Source organism: Cytobacillus sp. FSL M8-0252 (genome assembly GCF_038007345.1).
In the GTDB taxonomy this organism is placed as follows: domain Bacteria; phylum Bacillota; class Bacilli; order Bacillales; family Cytobacillaceae; genus Cytobacillus; species Cytobacillus kochii.
Genome location: NZ_JBBOWZ010000001.1, coordinates 3,001,110 through 3,022,397 on the forward strand (window position 1 = coordinate 3,001,110; position 21,288 = coordinate 3,022,397).

20 protein-coding genes and 1 pseudogene are annotated in these 21,288 nt (G+C 36.2%); 2 read left to right on the top strand and 19 right to left on the bottom strand.

The window, feature by feature from the left end; all coding sequences use genetic code 11:
- From MKX83_RS15050 to MKX83_RS15130, 17 genes are all read right to left on the bottom strand, one after another.
- On the bottom strand, positions 1–708 hold the full coding sequence (locus MKX83_RS15050; RefSeq protein WP_307313069.1) for a DnaD domain-containing protein: 708 nt from the start codon (positions 706–708) through the stop codon (positions 1–3).
- A 132-nt stretch (positions 709–840) separates the two neighbouring features.
- Entirely contained in the window at positions 841–2,133 is a 1,293-nt protein-coding gene (asnS, locus tag MKX83_RS15055; protein WP_157734009.1) for an asparagine--tRNA ligase, read from the bottom strand.
- Between the two features lie 144 nt (positions 2,134–2,277).
- Positions 2,278–3,468: a pyridoxal phosphate-dependent aminotransferase gene (locus MKX83_RS15060; RefSeq protein ID WP_095372791.1), complete on the bottom strand. Its 1,191-nt coding sequence runs from the start codon at positions 3,466–3,468 to the stop codon at positions 2,278–2,280.
- A gap of 77 nt (positions 3,469–3,545) precedes the next feature.
- Positions 3,546–4,025, bottom strand: coding sequence for a cell wall elongation regulator TseB-like domain-containing protein (locus tag MKX83_RS15065; protein ID WP_095372790.1), 480 nt, complete (start codon positions 4,023–4,025; stop codon positions 3,546–3,548).
- 12 nt (positions 4,026–4,037) lie between these two features.
- Positions 4,038–4,208 carry a YpmA family protein gene (locus tag MKX83_RS15070; RefSeq protein WP_095372789.1) on the bottom strand — a complete coding sequence of 57 codons (171 nt, stop codon included), beginning with the start codon at positions 4,206–4,208 and terminating at the stop codon, positions 4,038–4,040.
- Between the two features lie 103 nt (positions 4,209–4,311).
- A complete protein-coding gene (gene dinG, locus MKX83_RS15075) occupies positions 4,312–7,113 on the bottom strand; it encodes an ATP-dependent DNA helicase DinG (RefSeq protein ID WP_341056112.1) in 2,802 nt (933 codons plus the stop codon).
- 224 nt (positions 7,114–7,337) lie between these two features.
- On the bottom strand, positions 7,338–8,708 hold the full coding sequence (locus MKX83_RS15080) for a vWA domain-containing protein (RefSeq protein WP_341056115.1): 1,371 nt from the start codon (positions 8,706–8,708) through the stop codon (positions 7,338–7,340).
- A 256-nt stretch (positions 8,709–8,964) separates the two neighbouring features.
- Positions 8,965–9,348, bottom strand: coding sequence for an aspartate 1-decarboxylase (gene panD, locus MKX83_RS15085; protein WP_095372786.1), 384 nt, complete (start codon positions 9,346–9,348; stop codon positions 8,965–8,967).
- A gap of 21 nt (positions 9,349–9,369) precedes the next feature.
- The gene (panC, locus tag MKX83_RS15090; protein ID WP_307313061.1) at positions 9,370–10,215 is read right to left on the bottom strand and encodes a pantoate--beta-alanine ligase; all 846 of its coding nucleotides are present in this window, start codon (positions 10,213–10,215) and stop codon (positions 9,370–9,372) included.
- On the bottom strand, positions 10,212–11,048 hold the full coding sequence (gene panB / locus MKX83_RS15095) for a 3-methyl-2-oxobutanoate hydroxymethyltransferase (RefSeq protein ID WP_307313060.1): 837 nt from the start codon (positions 11,046–11,048) through the stop codon (positions 10,212–10,214). Before panB ends, panC begins: the two co-directional genes overlap by 4 nt.
- A gap of 253 nt (positions 11,049–11,301) precedes the next feature.
- Positions 11,302–12,282 carry a biotin--[acetyl-CoA-carboxylase] ligase gene (locus MKX83_RS15100; RefSeq protein ID WP_095372783.1) on the bottom strand — a complete coding sequence of 327 codons (981 nt, stop codon included), beginning with the start codon at positions 12,280–12,282 and terminating at the stop codon, positions 11,302–11,304.
- Positions 12,267–13,463 carry a CCA tRNA nucleotidyltransferase gene (locus MKX83_RS15105; protein WP_095372782.1) on the bottom strand — a complete coding sequence of 399 codons (1,197 nt, stop codon included), beginning with the start codon at positions 13,461–13,463 and terminating at the stop codon, positions 12,267–12,269. The genes MKX83_RS15100 and MKX83_RS15105 overlap by 16 nt, the downstream gene beginning before the upstream one ends.
- Positions 13,463–14,602, bottom strand: coding sequence for an N-acetyl-alpha-D-glucosaminyl L-malate synthase BshA (gene bshA, locus MKX83_RS15110; RefSeq protein ID WP_095372781.1), 1,140 nt, complete (start codon positions 14,600–14,602; stop codon positions 13,463–13,465). The genes MKX83_RS15105 and bshA overlap by 1 nt, the downstream gene beginning before the upstream one ends.
- Positions 14,603–14,604: 2 nt before the next feature.
- Complete coding sequence (bshB1, locus tag MKX83_RS15115; RefSeq protein WP_095372780.1) at positions 14,605–15,315, bottom strand: bacillithiol biosynthesis deacetylase BshB1; 711 nt, start codon at positions 15,313–15,315, stop codon at positions 14,605–14,607.
- 2 nt (positions 15,316–15,317) lie between these two features.
- Positions 15,318–15,722 carry a methylglyoxal synthase gene (mgsA, locus tag MKX83_RS15120; protein WP_224937444.1) on the bottom strand — a complete coding sequence of 135 codons (405 nt, stop codon included), beginning with the start codon at positions 15,720–15,722 and terminating at the stop codon, positions 15,318–15,320.
- A gap of 17 nt (positions 15,723–15,739) precedes the next feature.
- Positions 15,740–16,540, bottom strand: coding sequence for a 4-hydroxy-tetrahydrodipicolinate reductase (dapB, locus tag MKX83_RS15125; protein WP_341056128.1), 801 nt, complete (start codon positions 16,538–16,540; stop codon positions 15,740–15,742).
- Positions 16,540–16,878 (bottom strand): nucleotide pyrophosphohydrolase, encoded by a 339-nt coding sequence (locus MKX83_RS15130; RefSeq protein WP_341056132.1) that lies wholly within the window; start codon positions 16,876–16,878, stop codon positions 16,540–16,542. Before MKX83_RS15130 ends, dapB begins: the two co-directional genes overlap by 1 nt.
- A gap of 242 nt (positions 16,879–17,120) precedes the next feature.
- Here MKX83_RS15130 and MKX83_RS15135 point away from each other — a divergent pair, with 242 nt between their 5' ends.
- Positions 17,121–17,990 (top strand): YitT family protein, encoded by an 870-nt coding sequence (locus MKX83_RS15135; RefSeq protein WP_095372776.1) that lies wholly within the window; start codon positions 17,121–17,123, stop codon positions 17,988–17,990.
- A 66-nt stretch (positions 17,991–18,056) separates the two neighbouring features.
- Here MKX83_RS15135 and MKX83_RS15140 read toward each other — a convergent pair whose 3' ends face one another.
- On the bottom strand, positions 18,057–18,734 hold the full coding sequence (locus MKX83_RS15140; RefSeq protein ID WP_095372775.1) for a zinc metallopeptidase: 678 nt from the start codon (positions 18,732–18,734) through the stop codon (positions 18,057–18,059).
- 386 nt (positions 18,735–19,120) lie between these two features.
- A complete protein-coding gene (locus MKX83_RS15145) occupies positions 19,121–19,912 on the bottom strand; it encodes a sporulation protein YpjB (protein ID WP_095372774.1) in 792 nt (263 codons plus the stop codon).
- Between the two features lie 348 nt (positions 19,913–20,260).
- Between MKX83_RS15145 and MKX83_RS15150 the strand changes: the two are divergent.
- A pseudogene (locus MKX83_RS15150) lies at positions 20,261–20,777 on the top strand (IS1595 family transposase); the annotation flags it as partial.
- Positions 20,778–21,288 lie beyond the last annotated feature (511 nt).

Sequence of the window (21,288 nt, forward strand, 5' to 3'; positions counted from 1 at the left end):
CTATTGTTCTAACCAATTATAAAAAGGTAGCGACTCATTTCTCTTATCACTATTCTCTACACTTTTCATTCTCTTCACTTGGTTTTGTCTAAATTTCTTCCCTTGATTCGTTGCTTGTTCTACTGTTTTTATACCATTCTTTTTCCATTCAAACAAGATACGATCAATATAGCGGAAATTCAATTTACCAGATATGACCGCTTCTTTTAATGCTGCCTTAATGATTTTCACCTCATGATGGTCATCATCTAACCAAAGCGCTAGAGTTTCACATTCAAAAGGAGAGAGCGGCCTGCCAAATTCACTTTCAAACACTGAATACAAATCAATTTCGTCTTGCTGATTTTCTTTTGCTTCATTTCTTTTATCTGCAATTAAAAAAGCATCTGCTAATTTTTCCCAAAAATTATCTAAACAGTATTTTTCAAAGCGAATACCCTCTTCACTATAACCCTCATTTATAGTGATTAACCCTTTTTGTATTAAACGGCGAAGCATCCCCGCACAGTCCTCTGCTGAATAGGTCATTACTTCTGCAAGTTCAAAAGGTGTCGGGAAGTCATTTCCCTTATCACTAATTGAAATCAAATGGAGGATAAGGACTACTTCCTCTTCTTTTAGGTTCATTGCTTTGTACTGCGTTAATAAAGCTCCAGGAATTGTAATGTCTTTTTCCTGTAACCATTTTAATAATATCTTCTTTGGCATCATACACACCTCCATACAAGTATATCATGAACCCTTTTAAGAAAAGTATAGAAATGTATTCAAATAAAAGGTGTAAAAAAGTGAAAAAGAGCCACAAAATGACTCTTTTTCGTTTGTTATTGTGTGAAAAGCTTAAGGATATAAACGGTTTAGAAGTCTTGGGAATGGAATCGACTCTCTCACATGCTCCACACCACTAATCCAAGCAACTGTTCGCTCTAGACCTAATCCAAAACCAGAATGAGGAACTGAACCGTATTGTCTTAATTCTAAATACCATTTGTATGCATCCATGTCTAATTCATGTTCTGCCAATCTTTGTTTCAATAGCTCGTAATCGTGGATACGCTCTGATCCGCCAATAATTTCTCCATATCCTTCTGGCGCTATTAAATCCGCACAAAGGACAACATCTTCTCTTTCAGCATCTGGCTGCATGTAGAAAGGCTTGATTTTTGTTGGGTAATGTGTAATAAAAACGGGTTTATCATAGCTCTCGGCAATCGCTGTTTCGTGTGGCGCGCCAAAGTCTTCTCCCCATGTAATATCATCAAACCCTTTTTCTTGTAAAAATGTAATGGCTTCATCATATGAAATTCTTGGGAATGGTGCTTGAATTTTCTCCAATTTAGACACATCTCGGTCTAATGTCTTCAATTCAACTTGGCAGTTTTTCACAACAGCTTGGACAATATAGGAGACATATTCTTCTTGCACTTTCAGATTGTCTTCAAACTCATAAAAAGCCATTTCCGGTTCAATCATCCAAAATTCGATTAGATGGCGTCTCGTTTTTGACTTCTCAGCTCGGAATGTTGGCCCAAATGAGAAAACTTTCCCTAAAGCCATCGCCGCAGCTTCCATATATAATTGACCGCTCTGAGATAAGTATGCATCTTCATCGAAATACTTGGTAGCAAATAATTCAGATGTTCCTTCAGGTGCACTACCTGTTAGAATCGGTGGATCAACCTTTGAGAAACCATTTTCATTAAAGAATTCATATGTAGCACGAATGATTTCATTACGAATTTTCATCACAGCATGTTGTTTTCGTGAACGTAACCATAGGTGACGGTGATCCATCAAAAACTCTGTTCCATGATTTTTCGGCGTAATTGGATAATCAGTAGATTCATGAATCACTTCTACATCTGTAACGAGTAATTCATAACCTAAAGGTGAACGATCTTCTTTTTGTACTTTCCCTATTACGTACACACTAGATTCTTGTGTAACCGATTTTGCTGCTTTAAATACTTCTTCAGAAACATCTGCTTTTACAACCACACCTTGGATAAAGCCAGACCCATCACGTAGCTGTAGAAAGGCAATTTTCCCACTGGAGCGTTTATTTGCAATCCATGCACCTATTTTTACTTCTTGATCAACATATTTATACGTTTCAGCAATTGTCGTTTTAATCAATTTAATACCCCTTCCAAAAACATTTACCAATTAGATTCAAGTCGCCTTTATTATACCCTTCTCTGATTCTCGAGGCAACTTTTCATCATACATAACTCTAGCATGAGAAAAGGAAGTGAAGGGCTCCACTTCCTTTAACGATTACTGCAGTTTTTGATTCACAAATTCATGTATTCGACGAACAGCTGCTTCTAATAGGTCAAGTGATGTCGCATACGATAAACGAATATTTTTCGGAGATCCAAAACCAGAACCAGGAATAACAGCTACCTTCGCTTCTTCTAATAATCCTTTTACAAACGCATCAACATCTTCATAACCTGTAAGCTTTGCTGCTTCTTCTACGTTAGGGAATAGATAAAAAGCACCTTGTGGTTTAATACATGTGAAACCTGGAATAGCTACTAATTGTTGATAGATAATATTTAAACGTTCTTCAAACGCATTTTTCATTTCTTCTACAGGTTGCTGTGAACCATTATAAGCTGCAATCGCTCCGTATTGAGAAGGAGTAGTTGGATTAGATGTACTATGACTTGCAAGGTTTGTCATTGCTTTTATAATGGCTGTATTTCCGGCAGCATAACCAATTCTCCACCCTGTCATTGAATGAGACTTTGAAACTCCATTGATGATAATCGTCTGCTCTTTCAATTCTGGACTGATTTGTGCGATCGAAATATGCTGATGTCCATCATAAGTCAACTTTTCATAGATTTCATCAGAAATAATTAAGATATTATGTTTCAAACAAAATTCACCAATCGCTTCTAGTTCCGGTTTGCTATAAAGCATGCCTGTTGGGTTACTAGGTGAATTAATGATGACGGCTTTTGTGCGATCTGTTATAACGGTCTCTAACTGCTGAGGCGTGACCTTATATTCATTTTCTTCAAGACCATCAATAAATACCGGCTTTCCGCCTGCTAGTTTAACTTGCTCTGGATAACTTACCCAATACGGAGTTGGAATAATGACCTCATCACCTTTATTCAAGATGACTTGGAATAAAGTGTATAACGCATGCTTAGCACCACTTGTAACAATAATATCCGACGCTGGAATATCAATCCCTTGATCTTGTTTAAACTTGTTAGAAATGGCTTCTTTGAGTTTAGGAAGTCCTGCAGCTGCAGTATACTTCGTATATCCTTCATTCATAGATTGAACAGCTTCATCAATAATATGCTGGGGTGTATTAAAGTCTGGTTCACCCGCACCTAAACCAATAACATCAATTCCTTGTGCCTTCATTTCTTTTGCCTTAGCTGTAATTGCTAAAGTTGTAGATGGTGTCAGTGATTGCACTCTTTGTGCTAGTTCAAAGTTCATTATCCTAATCCTCCAGAATGTGTAATCTATCTTTATATATATAAGCTGACCATGGAATAGTCAGCCAAACCACTTATTTAAAGATTTTCTAATATTTTTAATTCTTCGTTACCTGTCTCATAATCTATTACATAATAATTCAGAAGGCCTTCGCCAGTTTTATAGGAAATCTCCCACAGAGGGATAGATTTTTCCATTCCAAGGTTGACAGAAATAATATCATTGGGATTTTTTTTATTCTTTACCTTTTCGATTGCTTCTTCTTTTGAAATCCCATCTTCTTTATTTTTTATAATCACTTCATCCTCAGAATCGGCTGAAACCCATACATACACCTCTTCATCTTCTTGTGTAATGCCATCAATAATGTAATACGTTTCATTACCATTATATAGAGTTACTCTTTTTACGGTCTGTAGATTCGCCTCATTTTCCGCTTTTTCTTTTGCCACTTTTTCCGCTTGATTTATCGGCTCCATCGCTTTTATATAAACTTTTGCCGAAAAACCGATAATGACAACCATAATGGCTAGTACGATGATTAGTATTTTTTTCATTCTTTTCACTACCTATGTACGATATATTGTAAAAACAGCTTTGCTATCATCATCCTTATCCAATGCTAAGCCGAACATTAAATCTTTTTCTTTTAATGTTCTGTTTAAACTATCAACAACTTTGTATAAATCTGGACTATTTTGAATCGTTACTGTTGATAAGATCTCAATCTTGCTTTCCATCTGTATTTCCTCCTTGACAAGTAAGGCCGATTTTCTCTGTTACGTCTAATAGTATACCAGTAAAAATGGTTTGCATAAATATTAGACGATTAGTTTTTAAAAATTATAACCATTCTTCAATGATATGAATCGTTTCATTCAAATCACACTCTTTTGCTTCAACAGACGGTATCGATTGTAGAAAAGCTTTTCCATAACTTGCAGTTTTAATTCTTCTATCAAATACAATCACAACACCCCTGTCGGTATTCGAACGAATTAAGCGGCCAAACCCTTGTTTAAAACGAATCACAGCTTCCGGTATAGCAAGCTCTTTAAAAGGATTTCCCCCATCTCTTTTCATCTTTGCAGCTTTCGCACTAGCTACAGGGTCATCAGGCGGTGCAAATGGTAGGCGAACGATAATCAAGCATGATAAGTCTTCTCCAGGAATATCTACACCCTCCCAAAAACTACTTGCGCCTAATAATATCGCTTTATCAAACTTTTGGAAATTTCTCGTCAATCGCGAGCGACTACCTCCTGAGATTCCTTGAGCAAAGATCGCGTACTCACTAAGAAAGTCCGATTCCTTTATGAGTTGATACGTTTCTTTAAGCATTTCAAATGAAGTGAATAAAATGAGCATGCGCCCCTTGGTTACTTCAGCAACGGAAATAATTTGCTCTGCAATACTGGCAATATACTCTTCCATTTTCACCGCTTTAATATCTGGTAAGTCTTTCGGTATAATCATTTTCACTTGTCTTTCATATTGAAATGGTGAAGGGATTTGCTGACTAGTACAAGGTAAACCTTCTAGGCCTAATTCTTTCTCCATATATTGAAACGACTGGTTTACGGTCATTGTAGCAGAGGCTAAAACAACACTTTTTTTCTTGGTAAAAAAGGACTGACTTAGCCGTTCAGAGACATCTAATGGTTCCGCATAAATAGAAGTGACATTCTGAATTGCACGTAAATCAACTTCTACCCATGATGCTAAGGGAGAATCTTGGCTGTTTTTAAAAAAGAAGTCCAACGAATTGACATAACCTTCTAATTCCCTTACAGCAGATGCGACATCTTCTAATAGAGGCTGTGACTTTTCCGCAATAGGAGATGGTCCATTTTGAATAGCATGTAGCCTTGCTGTCAACATTTGAATAACCTCTTTTAGAATAGAAGAAAACCTCTCCACTTGGATATCCATTTGACGCCCATATTTAGCGATTAGGTTTTGGACATTCATTTTCACTCGCACTAATTTACTCTTCTTAGGACTAGATTTTTGCACAAGCTTCGAAATTAAGTAAAAGAGCTCATCCATTTCTGTATGTAAGCTCTCCATCATCTCATTTACCTCAAATGAATGAATAACCTCATTTGAAACACCGACTTCTTCTAGCAATTGCTCAAGCTGAAAGATCCACTCTTTTTGTTCGAATAATCCTAATTTATTAATCGTGAGCCGAACAGTCATAAAATCTAGCATGCGTCCAAAATAAGGAGATGCAGCTTTTACAAAATGATGAGCCTCATCAATAATTGCATATTGATATGATGGCAAGATATCATAATCACTGATTGTATCAGAAAGTAACATACTGTGATTCGTAATAATCAATTGTGCTGACTCAGCTTGCTTCTTTGCACGATTATAAAAGTCTTTTTCTCTAAAGTCCTTGTCGTTAATAAATAACATGCGGTTATTTTTAATTTGATTCCAATACAATTGACCGCCACTAGATAAATTAAGTTCGTCGACATCGCCTGTTGTTGTTTCCGTTAACCATACTAAAATTTGCATCTTCGTTAAGCATGTATCATAGTTATCATCATGACTTCTAAGTGTATGAATAAACTTTGCTAAACTAATATAATGATTTCTTCCCTTTAGAATACTTGCCTTTATTGGCATTGGTATCATTTGCGTTAGTAAAGGTAAGTCTTTCTGAAGCAATTGATCTTGAAGTTGAGTTGTGAAGGTACTAATCACAATTCTTTCGTTTTCCTGCAAAGAAAAAATAATAGAAGGAAGTAAATAAGCCAATGATTTACCTACACCAGTTCCCGCTTCAATAAGTGAATGTTGTTCGGAAATAAATGCCTTATAAACTGCATCCATCATCTGATATTGTCCCTCTCGTGATTCAAAAGGTTTGAACACTTTTTGCAAATAAGCTTCTTTTTCTTCTTTTGTATAAGGATACAAGATACCAGATTTGTTTAATTTACCTTCTTGCTTGTTTTGACTTTTACGAAGAGCGATTCCATGATCAATTTCTAAATTGCTAGGAAGGGATTGATGGCTCTCCTCTTTCCATTGAATCCAATCATCTAAATATAAATCTAAGTCACTTTTTAAGCCAAAGGAAATATCTTTTAATTGTTTCAAAGTAAGCAATGGTAAGCTTTTCATTTTCTGTTCTAATATTAAAAGTAATTCTGCTGTTACATAAGCATCGCTATCCGCTTGATGTGGTCTCACATGAGAGAGACCTAAGTTTAGCGATAAATCAGATAGCTTATAGCTATCCTCACTTGGTAAAAAAATCCTTGCCAGTTCAACTGTATCTATAATTGGCCCATAAAAACCGGCTAAACCAGCCATTTTAAACTCTTCCTGTAAAAACGATAAATCAAAAAGGACATTATGTGCAACGAAGTAGGCACCTTCAAGCATTTGCTCCACTTTCTTGGCAATCTCTGAAAATTTAGGTGCTGTGGCCACCATTTCGTCTGTTAGTCCGGTTAGTTCTTCTATAAATGGAGGAATACTGTGACTTGGTTGTACAAGTGAAGCGTACTGTTCAGTTATCTGTCCATTTTCAATCACTACTGCTGCTAATTGTATAATTTGATCACCCTTTTTAGGTGAATTTCCTGTTGTTTCTAAATCTACGACAACATATTTATTACTCATGGTTACACCTCGAACATTCTGTCACACAAAACGTTATCATAAAAAGGATAAAAGAGAAAGTTATCTTTCTTTATTTCGCAAATGAGGAGTTTAATCATCAAAAAGATACCCTTCGTTTATAGTAAATAATTCTAATAAATTTGCATAACCCTATCAATTTACACCTAACCAAATGAGCTTTTCTTCTCTTCTGAACACTTTTGCAAATTGTACATTCTATCTTCTTATTCACTCACGTTTTTTAAGAATATCTCACTAATCTCTTCCCAGTTATCAAGAAATGATTCCCTGTTCAGTTGATCCAGTTCAAGATAAAGATTACGTGCTTCTTTATCGACTTGTAAATAGTATGCCCGATAGTTTTCATCTAAGCGTAAGAAAACATCGGTATCTATCTTGTTTTCCTCATTTAAATAATTGATAGCCAATTGTAGATTTTTACGCTCTCTATTCATCTTTTCCTGCTCTTTTTGATGCCAGTCATTTAATTGTTTTTGCACCGTTTTATTAAGATTATTAATGGCATCATTGCTATTTCTATGCCATTCTGACCATACTTCAGCCATTTCCGTGGTTCGTTTAAATTCTGCCTTTAAATCCTCTCGATTTTGGACATTAATAAACTGCCCATTTGCAGCCCTTGCCATTTCTTTCAACTGCGTTAAGCCATCGTTATTAACTTGATAGCCAATGATTTGAACGACTGGACTTAAGTTAGAATCACTCAGTTTTTCCATTGCCTGTACAGGATTTCCTCCACAAGTTTCGATTCCATCACTCACAAGATAAATAATATTCGTATTCTCTGAACCATCATGTGATTCTAAATTAACCATTGCTTGTTCAACTGCTTTTGTCATTGGTGTCCATCCAGCTGGATTAAATTTACCTAGAGCATTTGTAAACTCTTTACTATCATAGGCTGAAAGAGAATACACTTCTTCTACAGTACTGCATGAAACTTCTTTATCTGCTTCATCTCCTGTTCCTTTATGTCCATATACAGTTAATGAAACTTTCGCTTTTTCTGGCAAACTATCAACAAATTGATTAATCGCTTCTTTTGCAAGTTCCATTCTTGTTTTTCCATTTTCTAGGGCACCCATACTACCACTAGCATCAAGTAATATAGCTACATTATAATTTTTCTTTAATTGGCTTTCCTCATCTGTAACGGTTGGATCTGCAAATTTCATTGCTTGCCATTGATCAATCGGTACATTTGGCATACTTAAATTCTCTTTAAATAGGGAAAAGATGTCACGTTCATAAGCATCAATCTCTTCTTCTGTAGCCTCCATCGTAATAGAGGGTAGCTGATCAAGTGCCGACTTTACTTCATTGGAAAAATCCTTCATCGCCCATTCCCCTGTGTAACCATAGTCAACTGATTCCTTAAACGATTGGGGAATAGGTAACGAAGTTTGAGAAACTGGATTTTCTTCATCTTTTATATCATTTGCTTTATCTGCTACAGCCTCAATTGATTCATCCTCATCTAAAACTTCTTCTTTTTTTGTCTCTCCGTTACTACACGCAACAATGATGAATATCGACAAGACTGCTAATGCTAATAATAAAGCTGTTTTTTTCACCTTGACCGTCTCCTTCAATGGTTTATTTCTCTTTATCCCTTCAAACTCATACGAATTATTTTACCATTATTAACTAAAACTGTTGTCATTTTGTGCAAAAAGAAACTATGAATATAACAAGTCTGCAATGACCCCTATCTGCTTAGTAACTATTTGTATCGATAAACACAATAAAAAGCACAAACAAATCCTTTTTTAAAACAGAATTTGTTCGTGCTTATTCACTCAAGCATTTTTCTCAAACAGTTCTATAATTTTACAAAATCGTACTAGCTGGTTCCTGGTGAAGCATATCAATGATTTGATTATCTGCTCCCATAATCGCTACTTTTGGTTGATGACCTTTGAGTTTTTCCTCCGCTACTTGAGCATATGAAATGATAATCACAATATCCCCTTGTTGAACGAGACGTGCGGCAGCGCCATTAACACAAATAACACCACTCCCTCTTTCACCAGGAATAATATACGTTTCGAATCTTGCTCCATTATTGTTATTAACGATTTGTACCTTCTCATTTGGTAACATATCAACAGCATCTAAAATATCACTATCAATCGTAATACTGCCGACGTAGTTTAGGTTCGCTTCTGTTACTGTTGCTCTATGAATTTTGCCATTCATCATTGTTCTGTACATATTAAACCCTCCTCTATGACCTCATGCTGTGATGATGATATTATCGATTAAGCGGGCCTTGGTAAATTTCACGGCCAACGCTATAATGATTACACCATTAACTTCATCGCTTGGTTGTAATTCTGGATAAGAAAGAACCTCAATATAATCGACTTCACCACTTGTCTTCTCATGGAGCATTGTTTTCATCACGTCAATGATACGTGCTGTATTTTTTTCTCCTTCTGTGATGATTGCTTCCGCTGCCTGTAAACTCTCAAAAAGCACAGCCGCCTCTTTGCGCTCTATTTCTGTTAAAAATACATTTCTTGAGCTCTTTGCCAACCCATCACTTTCTCTCACCGTATCCACTGCAATAAGTTCAATCGGAAAATTTAAATTTTTCACAAGCAAATCTATTACAGCAAGTTGTTGTGCGTCTTTTTTACCGAAGTAAGCTCTTTCCGGCTGAATTATATTAAATAATTTAGAAACAACCACGACAACACCGTCAAAATGTCCAGGTCTAGAAGCACCACAAAGTCTTTCTGTTCTTTCTTCAACATGCATTGTTATTGCTTGCTTCTGCGGATACATTTCTTCTGCTGCTGGATGAAACAGGTAATCTACCTTCACTTCTGCTGCTAATTGCATATCTCTTTCTAAATTTCTCGGATAAGTGGCCAAATCTTCATTTTCTCCGAACTGTAGCGGATTTACAAAAACACTCATGACGACTATATCATTTTGTGAACGTGCTTTTTTAGCTAATGTTAAGTGGCCTTCATGCAAATAACCCATAGTCGGGATAAGCCCAATTGATTTTCCTTCTCGTTGGAAGCCTTTGATGATTTTCTGCATTTCTTTGATGCTTGTCACTTTTTTCATTTCTTTCCTCCGTAGAGACTTAAAAGTTCTTCTTCTTTCATATTAAAAGAATGGCTATCCTCTGGAAATTGTCCACTCTTAACCTCTTTTACATACGAAGAAATGGCTTCTTCCATCATTTCTCCACTATTTAAATAGCGCTTAACAAACTTTGGTACGCGCTCCACGCCATATGTGAGAATGTCGTGGTACACAAGTACTTGGCCATCTGTATGCACACCCGCACCAATCCCAATTGTCGGGATATTTAAGATTAATGATACTTCTTTAGATAGCTGTTGCGGCACACATTCAAGAACAAGAGCAAAAGCCCCCGCTTGTTCACATTTTCTTGCATCATTGATTAGTTTTTGGGCTGCTTTTGCATCTTTACCCTGTACTTTGTAACCACCTAACACACCAACGGATTGTGGTGTTAAACCTAAATGTGCGACAACTGGTATACCTGCATTTGTCATTGCAGTAATTTTATCTATTACTTCATCTCCACCCTCAACCTTAACTGCATGAGCACCAGTTTCTTGAATCAGGGTTCTCGCATTTATGAGCGCGTCTTCCATGGAAATATGGTAGCTCATAAACGGCATATCTACCACGATAAAAGTGTCTTTTGCCCCGCGCTTCACAGCTTTAGCATGGTGAATCATATCATCCATTGTGACCGGAATCGTTGAATCATAACCTAATACAACCATTCCTAGTGAGTCGCCGACAAGAATCATATCGACATTAGCTTGCTCTGATAATTTAGCCTGTGGAAAATCATATGCCGTGAGCATGGCTATTTTCTCACCTTTACTTTTCATTTTCAAAAAATCAGTCGTTTGTTTCATCCTACTTCCTCCTTTTTTAATAGGAAGAGGTGATGAACTACTGATAATGAGAAAGACATAAAAATAACCTTCTACAAAAAAGTGCAGAAGGATAGTGTGTGTTCTCATTATTAAACTCATCCCTCTGTCCTGGTCCTAAATGGATCTAGGCAGATTTCGCGTATAAATGATGGTCAAACAGGTGCAGTTCTTACCGATACTGCCCAAACAAAGTATATCAATAATTGTGTTAACTTTCTATAAAAAATATATATTATTCTAAATCAATGTCTGCAGAATAAATTTGATGTCGCACACCAGCCTCATCTTCTAATAGCAATATGCCTTCATCTGTAATTCCTATCGCTTTGCCCACTATGGTACCAGATAGTGTACGCGCTTTTATATTCTTCCCTATACTAATGGCATAACTTTCCCATAAAATTCTTATCGGTTGAAAACCATTCTGTAAATACAGTTGATACAGTTTTTCGAGCTTGAATAAAAGGGTTTGAATAATCTGTGCGCGCGAGATTTCTTCTTTCTTTTCAATTGCAAGGGAGGTGGCGATAGGTTGAATCTCCTCGGGATAGTCTTCTAATTTCTGATTCACATTAATACCAATCCCCATAATAATAGAAACGATTCGATCTGCATCTGCTTGCATCTCTGTTAATATCCCTGTTACTTTTTTGCCATTAATCAACACATCATTAGGCCATTTAATTTCAGCTGTTAAACCGGTCACTTCCTCGATTGCCTGAACAACAGCAACAGCTGCAATAAGTGTTAATTGCGGTGCACGATGAGGAGGAAGCTGCGGCCTAAGAATGACACTCATCCAAACACCTGTATATTTAGGGGATATCCATTTTCGATCCATTCTCCCTCTACCGCTAATTTGCTCTTCTGCTACTACAATCGTACCTTCACATGCACCATCTGTTGCTAATTGATGGGCGACTTTTTGTGTGGAGTCCACTGATTCTTCATAATGGATATGACTACCAAGTATATTTGTTTTCAACCCATAACGTATTTCATCAGCAATCACTTTTTTGGGTGTAGCAACGATGCGATATCCTTTTCGTCTCACCGCTTCAAATTCAAACCCTTCTTTACGAAGATTCTCTATATGTTTCCACACTGCTGTGCGTGAACAACCGAGTAAATCTGCAATAGCTTGCCCTGACAAATAATCATCTTGGTGAGTCGTGAAGGCATTTAATAACTTCTTCCTTATTTCTGATTCCATTGAAACAGCCACTCCCTGATATCTTCTTTATTATTTTGTAATTCTCCAAGTATAATTGCTTCCTCCACTTTTGCTAACAATTCCTTTAGCCAAGGACCAGCTGATTGCTGACTCCAAGTGATAATATCATTGCCATTGACTGCTAATTGTTTTCTTGAAGTAATCGCCAATTTGCTATACATTTCTACTAAATGATCAGGATATTCTACTCTTTCATGATTGTAAACTTGATGAAGTTTTTCAGCACTCACTGCTACTGATAAACCACTTTGGTAAATTGTAGTAGCTTGAAAAGGTGTTGATAGTCTTTTTTGGAACCATTGATATAGATTGAGTATTTCTTTCATGTCTTTACTTGACATCTTCCATTCTTTTAATCCTATCTTTGCTTCATGCTCATTTAATTGAAAAACCTTTAAGAGCAGAACCCATATTTCAAGCAAAGATAATGATTGAAGAGGATAAGTGACGAGCTGATTAAGTCCCTTCTCCTTTTGCGAAAGCATTGGTAAATAGTGATGCAAGTTTGAGTCTTGCAGAAGCGTCAAGGCATCTACTCGATAGTCTCCTTGTAATAATTTATTAAATTCAACGAGCTTCCTTTCAACTGCCACATGTTGCAGTAGATGCACTTTCTTTTTTAATGCATCATATGTTCCTTCTTCGAGCAGGAAACCTAATTGACTTTTAAAGCGCAGCGCTCGCATCATTCTTAAGGCATCCTCATTAAAGCGTTCTTCACTTGAACCAACGGTCTTTATTTCTCTATTTTTGATTGCTTCCCTTCCAGCGAAGGGGTCAATTAATTCACCATTTTTATCCATAGCAATGCTATTCATAGTAAAGTCTCTTCTCTGTAAATCCTCCTTTAAATGACGGATAAAACGGACTTCATCCGGTCTTCTAAAGTCACTATACGTTGACTCTGCCCTATATGTTGTTACTTCATATGCTTCACCTTTTAGAAGAATAAGTATGGTACCATGCTCAATACCTACATCAACCGTTTTAGAAAAAATCGCTTTCATTTCAATCGGTGTTGCAGATGTAGCGATATCTACATCTGCTATTTCACGACCAATTAGAAGATCCCTCACTGCACCACCGACAAAATAGGCTTCATAACCTGCTTCCTCAAGCTTTTCAATAATCGGAATAGCTCTTTGAAATATTGGTTTCATCATTTCGCCTCACTTAATAGATCAAAATAAAGCTGCTCGTATTGTGAAACAATCTTATCGGCATGGAAACTTGTCAGTACAGATTCTTTTGCTTGTAATGATAATTTTGTATGTAATTTTTCATCTTGTAAAATATCTAATGCGACTGCTGCAATACTTTCAATATCACCCAGTTCACAAATATATCCATTTACACCATCTTGGATAACTTCCGGAATACCTCCAACATTAGTCCCTATACACGGTACATTGCATGCCATTGCTTCAAGTGCGACTAAGCCAAAGCTTTCCTTTTCGGACAATAAAAGCATCAAGTCACTAATGGAATAAAGTTCCGCTAAGTTGTCTTGTTTGCCAAGAAATATAACTTGGTGTTTTAAGGATAATTGGTCTACTAATTTTGAAATATCACTCATCTGTGGACCATCACCTACAAGTAGGAGCTTAGCTTTTATATGTTCGGCAATTTTAGCAAACGAACGCACGACGTCATCTACTCTTTTTACACCACGAAAGTTAGACACATGAATAATAACCTTCTCGTCTTCAGCTATTTGAAATTCTTCTTTCAAGTAATCTACATCTTTTTTTACATATTCACGCTCATCAATAAAATTGTATACGGGAATAATTTTTTTCTGTGGATTGATTAAGTCGTAAGTTTGTGCGATTAATGCATTGGAAACAGCAGTAACACGATCCGATTGTTCAATTCCAAACTTTATCGCATCAGTTAACGATGAGTCATAACCAAGAACCGTAATATCTGTTCCATGCAAAGTTGTAACGATTTTAACATCTCGCCCGCTCATTTGCTTCCCTAATATGGCACAGATCGCATGTGGCACTGCATAATGTACATGAAGTAAGTCAAGATTTTCTCTTTTAATGACTTCTGCCATCTTGCTTGCTAACGCGATGTCATAAGGCGCATATTGAAAAACAGAGTATTGATTAACCTCTACTTGATGGTAAAAAATATTATGATATATCTTATTTAAACGAAAAGGAATGCTAGAAGAAATAAAGTGAATTTCATGTCCTCTTTCTGCCAGCATTTTTCCGAGTTCTGTGGCAATTACCCCTGACCCACCAACAGTCGGATAGCAAGTAATCCCTATTTTAAGTTTTCTATTCATTCTTACACTCCAAATAAATCGTTTTCGATCATCAAAGGTTTTTTCACCTTAAAACCTTCTGCATATTTGACACCAACTTGCTGTCCAAATAGGCGTTCTCTAGCTTCAACCATTTCCACATAGCCATTTGTTAACGGAGTATCGACAGCTCCCTCCGTTTTCGTGAATTGACTTTGGTAAGCATTTAAACTGGCGATCTTTTTGTCTATTGTTGATGTAATATCTATCATAAAATCAGGTTGGTGAAAACCATTAATCATATAATAGTAAAAGCTTTTCACTTTATGATCCGTTTGATACTCATTTGTTTGATATTTACGAATACCTGCAGAGAAGACTGCTTCTTCAACAATTTTCGTTGCATTCGCATGATCCGGGTGCCTATCTATTTCATATGGTGCAAAGACAATTGTCGGCTGATACTTCCTAATCATTTCTACTACCTGTTTGATACGCTCACTTGTTAAAAATAACTGTCTATCACCTAAATGAAGTCCTTCTCTTACAGACACATTTAATATTCGCCCTGCTGCAATTGCTTCTGTTTTCCTCAGAGTAGGATTACCGTTAGAAGACAGCTCGGCTTCTGTTAAATCGCAAATCCCTACTTTATAACCTTTTTCCACATACTTCGCTATTGTTCCTGACATGCCGATTTCTACATCATCGGCATGCGCTCCGAAAGCAAGGATATCAAGCTTTATTTCGTTCATTTCTATTCACTCTCTTTTATAATTTCTCTCCAGGAAAAATCTCCTCGTTCAAGTCCTTTAATTAGGACTTCTGCTGTGCCCATATTTGTCGCTAATGGTACAGCGTAAACATCACATAATCGGATTAACGCCGTAATATCTGGTTCATGTGGTTGTGCGGTGAGCGGGTCTCTAAAAAACAAGACGAGATCCATTTTATTTTGCGCAATCATACTTCCAATTTGCTGATCCCCACCAAGTGGTCCAGATTGAAAACGATGCACAGTTAGATTAGCTTCCTGCTGTAACCTTAAACCCGTCGTACCAGTTGCAAATAATTGGTGCTGTGAAAGAATAACTTGATACGCTTTAGAAAAATTCACAATATCATTCTTCTTTTTGTCATGAGCAATTAATGCAATGTTCATCGGCACCACCTCCATACTTACTCGATAATATTTTCTAATCCGTAAACTAACGTATCAATTTTAACTACAGTATCGACAGCTAATGCAACACCACTCATGAATGATTCGCGATTGTATGAATCATGGCGAATTTGCAGTGTTTGTCCACTAGAACCAAACATTACTTGTTGATGTGCAATTAAGCCAGGAAGTCTAACGGAGTGGATATGCATTCCATCAAAATCAGCCCCACGAGCTCCAGCTAGCGTTTCCTTTTCATTAGGATGTCCTTGTTGCTTACTCTCTCTTACATCACGAATCATCTCAGCTGTTTTAACAGCAGTGCCAGATGGTGCATCTAGTTTTTGATCATGGTGCATTTCAATAATCTCTACATCATTAAAGTACTTAGCTGCCATTTGTGAAAATTTCATCATAAGCACAGCACCAACTGCAAAGTTTGGCGCAATAATCGCACCTAAATTAGTTTCATGACATAAATCCTCTAGTTCTTGTAAGTTCTCTTTGGTAAATCCAGTTGTACCAACAACTGGTCTCACTCCATAAGTAAGCGCTGTTTTCGTATGATACATACCAACTTCAGGCGTGGTTAAATCAATAAGAACATCACAATCTTCATTTTTAAAACATTTTTCTATATCAGAATAAACAGGAACATCGATTCCCTCAAAGCCTTTAAAATCACTTAAATTACCACCATCATTTTTATGATCTACAACAGCTACTAATTCATATTTATCTTTTTTCTGAACTAACTTAATTGCCTCACTCCCCATTCTACCTCTTGGACCTGCAATCACGACCTTAATTGTCTTCATTATTTTTTTCCCCCTTCTTCAATACGTGTCCATCTATCTTTATCGCGCGTTTGAAACTTATGCATCACTTGGTCATGCGCTTTTGCTAAATCTATATTTAGAGAATTAGCAAGACAAATTAAAACAAAAAGCATGTCTCCCATTTCTTCTTCTATTGCTTTTTCTTTTTCTGTACTCTTTTTTGGTTTTTCACCATATGTATGATTGACTTCTCTTGCCAGCTCCCCTAATTCCTCTGTTAATCTTGCCACCATAGCAAGTGGACTAAAATACCCCTCTTTAAATTGCCCAATATAGGTATCTACTTCCCTCTGTAATTCTTCCATCGACTTACTCATTGTTTCTCACCTCATATACATACCTTTTCAAATCATTTTATTCACACTCTCCATGTTAGCTAAACATAACCATTTTTACAATTCCTATCGTTTAATTCTTTATTTCTGTCCCATAAAAATAGTATATGTATGCGAGAATCGGCTGCCATGCTCCCCTATTAATGTGTGATTGCTTATCCTCTATTGAATCTATATAATGAGATGGCAAGTAATATATGTCATTATTTCGGAGGGCACAGTGAATGTTTGGATTGAAAATTAAGAATATTATCCTTATTCTGTTTGGCGCTAGTATATTCTCTTTCGGTATTGTTCACTTTAATATGCAAAACAACTTAGCAGAAGGTGGCTTTACAGGTATCACGCTCTTATTGTATTTCTTATTTGATTGGAATCCATCTTATACGAATTTGATTTTGAATATTCCTTTATTTTTCATAGGATGGAAACTACTTGGTAAAAAAGCCTTTATCTATACGATTATTGGTACGCTAGGCGTTTCTCTTTTCCTTGAAATATTCCAAAGATATCAAATACATATGCCATTAAAGAATGATCTTACTTTAGCTGCACTGTTCGCAGGTGTTTTTATCGGTGTTGGTCTCGGTATAATTTTCAGATATGGTGGAACAACGGGTGGCGTTGATATAATTGCACGACTCGTTAATAAGTATACCGGTACTTCTATGGGTAAAACGATGTTTGTATTTGACTTTTGCGTGATTGCATTATCACTGATTTTTTACCTCAAATATTATGAGGCAATGTATACTCTAGTTGCCGTTTTTGTTGGCGCGAAAGTAATCGACTTTATCCAAGAAGGAGCTTATTCTGCAAGAGGTGCAATGATTATCTCTGAGAAAAATGAAGAGATATCAGCGAAAATTCTCTATGAAATGGAGAGAGGTGTCACAGTTTTAAAAGGTCGAGGGTCATTTACTAAGCTGGATCGTGAAGTATTATATTGCGTAGTGGCTCGAAATGAACTAACTAAATTGAAGAACCTTATCCATTCAGTTGATCCTAATGCATTTGTCACCGTATCACAAGTGCACGATGTCTTAGGAGAAGGATTTACATTGGATGAAAACAAAAAACCTTTAGAACGCTGAGATTACTAAAAAACTAACAAAAAGCAACTACCTCAAGTGAGCAGTTGCTTTTACATTTAAAATATATTAATCATCATTGTTCATGCCAATAAAAGCCAGAACAAAACGCAGTAATTCCATAACAGCGATAACTGTTGCCGCTACATAAGTTAGAGCTGCTGCATTTAATACTTTTTTAGCGCCAGACTCTTCATCATTTCTAATCACACCAGAGCTTACCATAACATTGAGTGCTCTTGATGAGGCGTTAAACTCAACCGGTAATGTAATTACCTGGAATAATACCGCTGCTGCAAAGAAAATGATACCTAGTAACATCATACCAGTAAATTGAAACAATAATCCTCCTAAGATGAAAAAGAAGGATAAGTTAGAGCCAATGTTCGCAACTGGAACAAGCGCATGTCTAAAGCGTAAGAAAGCATAGTCTTCAGCATCTTGAATGGCATGACCCACTTCGTGTGTCGCCACTGATACAGAAGCAATGGAAGATCCATAATAATTATCCTCAGATAACCTCACGGTCTTATCTCTCGGATCATAATGGTCTGAAAGTTGCCCCTTTACTGGTTCGATAGAGACATTATAAAGCCCATTTTCATCTAAAACTTTTCTAGCCGCTTCTGCTCCAGTCATATTTGAAGAAGTAGATATTTGTAAATGTTTCTTATACGTCTTCTTCAAGTACATTTGAATAGCAATCGGGACAATCATAATAATGATAAAGTAAATCAAAAACGACATAGGTGAACCTCCTAATAAAGTATAAGCTTATCATCTACATGTGCATCATGTAGACAAACACTGGAAGAAATATTCACATACTAAGTTAAAGCTTTTAGTTAGTCTCTTAGTATGACAGAATGGCCTTGTAAATAGTGAAAACACGACTTTACATGGATACTTGTTTCTAAAAAAACTTGATTATTGGTCCATTCTTGCTTACAAACAATTCAAAAAAAAATGGGTAGCTTCGTCTCTAGATGCCTCAAGATGAAAGTCCATTTTTCCTGCCATCTCATTCTCCCATTACCTTTTCCTTCTTTAATTTATCTAAAGGAAAAGCTTATCATGTTTATGCTTTGATTTTATTTTACCTTTTTCTTATAAGACAATTCAAGCGTTTAGCCTTAGCTCTCTGGATTTTTTTCTTTTTTCTTTCCGCCCTTATATTTTTTAAAACCGACATACGAAAGCGTTAAGATAATTATACTTCCAGTTGAAATAATTACCCACCATAGTGATGGATCAGCTTCATCATCCGTAATTGTATCAAAAATGTCTTCTAGCTCACTATTCAATAATTCTAGTTCCCTTTTACCTTCTTCTTTCACCATTACATCTCGACGATATTGATCAATATATTGAATGCGTGTATGCAATTGTTGAATAGTTGCTGGCTCTACTTCTAATTTTAATGAAGGATAAATCGTATCATAAAGAGAGAGAAAGGTATTATACTGTGTATGAAAGCTCTCGCTATCACCCGCTTCTATTGACTCCCTTACTTCCCCAAGTGTACTTAACATCGGACCTTTCATTTCATGCCACATCGGTTCTTTCGCAGGAGATAGGGCGTCCATTAATATCCGAAGTTTTGTTGCTTTTTGTACTTTCGTCTCATAAGAGCTTTGTTCTTTATTTATTTCTTCAACTACTTCTTGGTGAACAGATGTGACAGTTCTCAAACTTTCCCTCGTCATCGCAGTTGATGTGCTTGTAGCCAATACAAATTGGTCTGTGAAATAATTCAACATTCTACTAGCATCTTCATATTTTTGGGCTTTAACCAAGTGTAGAACTTCATCTGATAATAGATCCAATTGATTCATCATACCATCGTCATTTTCTGTCTCTGCTACTATCATGTAAGGGAAAATGAGTGCAATAACTAAAATAATAGCCACAACTCTCCATTTCATACGTACCTGTCCTCCTTATCGGATTGCTAATAGCATTGTATGACAATGTGGACAAGGTTAGACCATTAATCAATAGATTTATCTACGAAACACTAGAAGCAATATGGCAATAATGAGGAAATAAAGCTAGAAGGCTTCTATAAGGAAGTTCTAACTTTATTTTTTTATTGATAGGCTATGTTAATCTTTGTTGTTGATATTTGTTTTTATCGAACAAACGAGCTATGAATAGCGAGGTTGGTGATGAATGTGAAGGTAACTGATATTTTAAAAGCAATCCATAAACTAAATCCAGCTGAGAAACACCGATTAAGAAAATATCTAATTGAAAAACCAACTGCATCATCTAAGGAGATAAAAGGAAGAAAGCCTCGTAAGTGTGATGCTGCAAGGAAACGTGGCATAAGCAAAGAACAAGTATGTGTTCTAGTCGCAAGAGGCCGTGATAAATTAATAAATTTCACGTACATTGGGTATGGGTAGAATAACCAAAGGGAAATTAGATAAAGCAATTGGACATAAGCTTTCAAAAGGTAATATATAATGTACTGATGCCTGAAAAGCTTTTAAAGTTTACGCGAATGAAAAGGGAATGGAAATATATCAACTCAAATCAGATGGAAAAGTACGCACAAGCACAAAAGGTCTTTATCATATTCAGAACGTAAACAATTATCAAGGAATGCAAAAAGGTTGGATACAACGATATCACGATAGACAATTACTTCTTGGTTTCAAGTCTTAGAAAGCATACAGTATCAGAACAATGTAGTTACTATAAAAGACTTGATTATCCAAGGGAACCTTACACAAAATACAGAAGCATATATATGATACATTAAAGTTAAGAAAATTCACGATATAGAAATTATTTTCATACGGCAAACGGCCTTTAAGGGAGAAAGGATTGTTTGTACTAATAATCGAGACTGGAGAGTGAAGGTGGTTTAATTGTTTAGGTCAGCAGTATATTTGGTACACGTATTAATATTCATATTAGTAGCTCTTATTGGTATAGGTCCAATGTTTAGCATTGCTGCACCAGACCCACACCGAGCCCCAATTTATAATTGGGGTTGGGGTTCATTGATTGGTATTTTTATTTTTCTTGTGTTGGTATCTGCTTATGTACAGTTAAGGATAAAAAAAGTTTGGGTGTTTTTAATATCCGTAATAGGCTTGATTGCTTTTTTTATTCTCACTTTACTATACTTATACCCTTTCGTTATGAATTTTTTTTAGAATTAACAAGGTAACAAGTGTTTGATTAAAGATTGCGATAATAGAAGAAGCAAATATTAAGCAAAAGAACTTCCATAAATCGGAAGTTCCTTTTTTCTATAAATATAAACATTAATTTTTAACATAGCTTATTG

Coding starts and splice junctions, on each gene's coding strand:
- MKX83_RS15050 (WP_307313069.1), bottom strand. CDS start 708: ATGCCAAAGAAGATATTATTAAAATGGTTACAGGAAAAAGACATTACA.
- MKX83_RS15060 (WP_095372791.1), bottom strand. CDS start 3,468: ATGAACTTTGAACTAGCACAAAGAGTGCAATCACTGACACCATCTACA.
- MKX83_RS15065 (WP_095372790.1), bottom strand. CDS start 4,025: ATGAAAAAAATACTAATCATCGTACTAGCCATTATGGTTGTCATTATC.
- MKX83_RS15070 (WP_095372789.1), bottom strand. CDS start 4,208: ATGGAAAGCAAGATTGAGATCTTATCAACAGTAACGATTCAAAATAGT.
- dinG (WP_341056112.1), bottom strand. CDS start 7,113: ATGAGTAATAAATATGTTGTCGTAGATTTAGAAACAACAGGAAATTCA.
- panD (WP_095372786.1), bottom strand. CDS start 9,348: ATGTACAGAACAATGATGAATGGCAAAATTCATAGAGCAACAGTAACA.
- panC (WP_307313061.1), bottom strand. CDS start 10,215: ATGAAAAAAGTGACAAGCATCAAAGAAATGCAGAAAATCATCAAAGGC.
- panB (WP_307313060.1), bottom strand. CDS start 11,048: ATGAAACAAACGACTGATTTTTTGAAAATGAAAAGTAAAGGTGAGAAA.
- MKX83_RS15100 (WP_095372783.1), bottom strand. CDS start 12,282: ATGGAATCAGAAATAAGGAAGAAGTTATTAAATGCCTTCACGACTCAC.
- MKX83_RS15105 (WP_095372782.1), bottom strand. CDS start 13,463: ATGAAACCAATATTTCAAAGAGCTATTCCGATTATTGAAAAGCTTGAG.
- bshA (WP_095372781.1), bottom strand. CDS start 14,602: ATGAATAGAAAACTTAAAATAGGGATTACTTGCTATCCGACTGTTGGT.
- bshB1 (WP_095372780.1), bottom strand. CDS start 15,315: ATGAACGAAATAAAGCTTGATATCCTTGCTTTCGGAGCGCATGCCGAT.
- mgsA (WP_224937444.1), bottom strand. CDS start 15,722: ATGAACATTGCATTAATTGCTCATGACAAAAAGAAGAATGATATTGTG.
- dapB (WP_341056128.1), bottom strand. CDS start 16,540: ATGAAGACAATTAAGGTCGTGATTGCAGGTCCAAGAGGTAGAATGGGG.
- MKX83_RS15130 (WP_341056132.1), bottom strand. CDS start 16,878: ATGAGTAAGTCGATGGAAGAATTACAGAGGGAAGTAGATACCTATATT.
- MKX83_RS15135 (WP_095372776.1), top strand. CDS start 17,121: ATGTTTGGATTGAAAATTAAGAATATTATCCTTATTCTGTTTGGCGCT.
- MKX83_RS15140 (WP_095372775.1), bottom strand. CDS start 18,734: ATGTCGTTTTTGATTTACTTTATCATTATTATGATTGTCCCGATTGCT.
- MKX83_RS15145 (WP_095372774.1), bottom strand. CDS start 19,912: ATGAAATGGAGAGTTGTGGCTATTATTTTAGTTATTGCACTCATTTTC.